The 2,645-nt window shown below is 37.3% G+C and carries 2 protein-coding genes and 2 pseudogenes; 1 reads left to right on the top strand and 3 read right to left on the bottom strand.

Translation table 11 applies throughout. The features are described 5' to 3' along the window. A pseudogene (locus tag ACIFQM_RS24090) lies at positions 1-370 on the top strand (recombinase family protein); the annotation flags it as partial. A 29-nt stretch (positions 371-399) separates the two neighbouring features. Here the strand turns inward: ACIFQM_RS24090 and ACIFQM_RS24085 are convergent. From ACIFQM_RS24085 to ACIFQM_RS24075, 3 genes and pseudogenes are all read right to left on the bottom strand, one after another. Then, the gene (locus ACIFQM_RS24085; RefSeq protein WP_430042278.1) at positions 400-687 is read right to left on the bottom strand and encodes a hypothetical protein; all 288 of its coding nucleotides are present in this window, start codon (positions 685-687) and stop codon (positions 400-402) included. A 209-nt stretch (positions 688-896) separates the two neighbouring features. Then, the gene (locus ACIFQM_RS24080; protein ID WP_430066303.1) at positions 897-1,721 is read right to left on the bottom strand and encodes a hypothetical protein; all 825 of its coding nucleotides are present in this window, start codon (positions 1,719-1,721) and stop codon (positions 897-899) included. Between the two features lie 17 nt (positions 1,722-1,738). Beyond that, positions 1,739-2,645, bottom strand: a pseudogene (locus ACIFQM_RS24075) (hypothetical protein); the annotation flags it as partial.

The following is a 2,645-nucleotide window of genomic DNA, read 5'->3' as shown; positions in this document are numbered from 1 at the left end:
GCAAGAACCGCTATTGGACATTGAAGGAAAGATGCACCAATTGAAATCCGACCTGAAGGAACTGGTGAACCTCAAGCTACGGAATCAGATTGATGAAGCCGTATATGAAGAAGAAACAAACAGGCTTTCCAGTGAACTAAACGAGATGCGACAACAGAAGCTGACACTAGAGCAGGAGCATGAACAGCAAGCGAAAATCAAGGAACGTGTCGATGAAATTATCCAAGTACTAAGCTTACGTGAAGATGTACTGGAACAATTTGATGATAACCTATTTAATGCGTTGGTGGAGAAGATAACCATTCTCTCACCAGCGAATTTTGTTTTTACCTTGAAAAGTGGAATGGACATAGACGAAATACTGGACTAACGAAACCATAGGATAACATTATCAGTAGGCTAACGAATAGCTGTGGGTTGTATGACGGGAAGGATCAATCGAATCCCGTCTTTAACTCCTTCCATATAGATGGACTGTTTGTCCTGACTTAGCTGATAGCCTATGGCTTCTTCCCATTCCGATAACAGATGTTGGATATCTTCGTTTTGGTTGGTTTTAAATTGATCCATTTGCGTAAATAGATTTTTATCCTCTGATGAACATGAAGCCTCTTGTTCACTGGCTAGTTCTAATTGATAAAACCGCTGGCGTAATGCTTCGAGAAACCAATCTGGCCAATTTGACATAGCGTATTTTCCCTCCCGTTGTTTGAGTGTGTGTATGTTAACTCTGATGGGGAGGGATGGCAAGTCATTGTTTTTGAGTGGAAAGATTAATGAAGTCGCTATCTTTTTTAGTTCTTTTTTAGAATGTAAAAAAGGCTCATTCCTGCTCATAGTTCGAGTTGGAATAAGCTCATAAAAGTCGTTTATAAATTTTTTAGTGTTTGGTTCTTTTATATTTCTTTAAGACTGGTTAAAACTCTGTTAATACGAAAAGACAAATCTCCTTTTTCTGTATCAGACAACAAAATCTTCAAGTTATTCATCTTAAATTGTTCAAGTTCAGTTTTTACAATTCTAAGGTGTTCATATGCATGTATTTTATTTTTTAATAATAATTCACCTAATGTGGTTTTAATAATAACATTATCACCTAATGTAGCCTTGCAGTCTCTTAATCGTTCCAGTAAGTTTGCAGCAATTTTCTCAGCACTATCTTCTTCTATAATCAGATTTAACAAATAATTCTTCTCTAATATTTGATTGTAGTACCATGCATTATCCATTTCGTCTAATACTTCATTACGTATATCTTTTGGCTCATATGAGCTTAAGCTACTACTAGGTATACGAGATCTACCTAAACGGCCACATATAATGTCAGCATGATGATACTGTACTCGCCCACCTCTTTTAAATAATTCAATAATCGGGTCATACATATCTTGAAACTGAAGAGCAACGGGGTTCTTTTGATCAATTAAATAAGCCCATTCCAAACTAAATAAGCAAGTCCATTTTACTAACCAGTCATCTTTTATTAACTCTAATTCGGGACAAATTGCTTCTATATCTACGGGCAGTTGAATCCCACTCTCTTTAGCAGCACTGTGAAAAGCTCTTCTCACTGGGGTTGCTATTGAAAGATGATCTAAAAATATCGCTCTTCTTCTATAAAATTCAAAGAGCAAAATGGCATGTGAAGGTTTATCCTCCTCTTTATTTAACCAATCAATATTCTTAATACGTATTCTAGTTTCTTCAAATTTCTTGTACAAGTATACATTCACCTCATTTAAAATTTAGGATTAAATCCTGGATAAATACCTGGTGGCTTTGGTGCATTATCATGAGCGCCAGGAGGATTACCTGTCATTCCTTCTACAGGATCCCATGATTCAATAGTACGGTACACTTCATTATTTTGCATTCGCTTACTTTCATCTAATTCATGATCTGTTAATTCCCTAAACCATTTTTTTTCTTCAGGTGATAATTCACCTTTTAGTGCTCTTTCCCAACCATGAGCAATGTCTATATTGGGATCAAAGTATCCTTCATAGTAGTATTTTCCATACATGTGATCCGGTAAATTCACATGTTTTGTTAAAATTAAGTGTGTTTTTAATTGCTCCGCTTCTTTTACACTAAGTCCAGTATTTCGGGCAAAAGTCTCAATTTCTTTCATATCTAAACCCGTAGCTCTTAATTTCTCATAAGTTTTTAGAGCAAGTACTTCTTGTTTAAATGCAGGAATAAACTCAATTGGCTCGCCACGTGGTTCGACTGATTTTGGTTTAGGAAGTGAAGTTTTTTCCGTTCCCTTAGTGTTCTTACCAGAGTACTCTCCTGATTCTAACGCATCAATCTGTTTTTGTCTCTCAGGAGAAACTTTCGAACCTGCACCTTTGGAATGCGGAACATCAGGATCAAGATCATGGAACAGATAGCGTCCTGCATTAGTTCCCAATATCGGCGATCTTCTAGTTATACGGATATTCATCTTTCGGGCTACACTTTGCAAGTAACTCCCCAAGGATTCAAAATTGGTCGGGATACGGAGGGCGTTCGTTTTGAATTTTCCATCTCCGGCTTTGGCTAGAGCAGAGTCGGCTTTGGCTGTATCCCCGAGTAATCCCGGCGCTCCACCTTTTCCACCGTTCTTTTCTTCCACACCCTTAATTCCTTTAGATAAAGAGGCT

Source organism: Paenibacillus sp. NRS-1782 (genome assembly GCF_050467685.1).
Classification (GTDB): domain Bacteria; phylum Bacillota; class Bacilli; order Paenibacillales; family Paenibacillaceae; genus Paenibacillus; species Paenibacillus terrae_A.
The sequence above is the reverse complement of the archived record's forward strand: the minus strand, read 5'-3'. Positions and strand labels throughout refer to the sequence as shown.

Excerpts from the sequence above, each read along its gene's own strand:
- ACIFQM_RS24085 (WP_430042278.1), bottom strand. The coding sequence starts at position 687 with ATGTCAAATTGGCCAGATTGGTTTCTCGAAGCATTACGCCAGCGGTTT.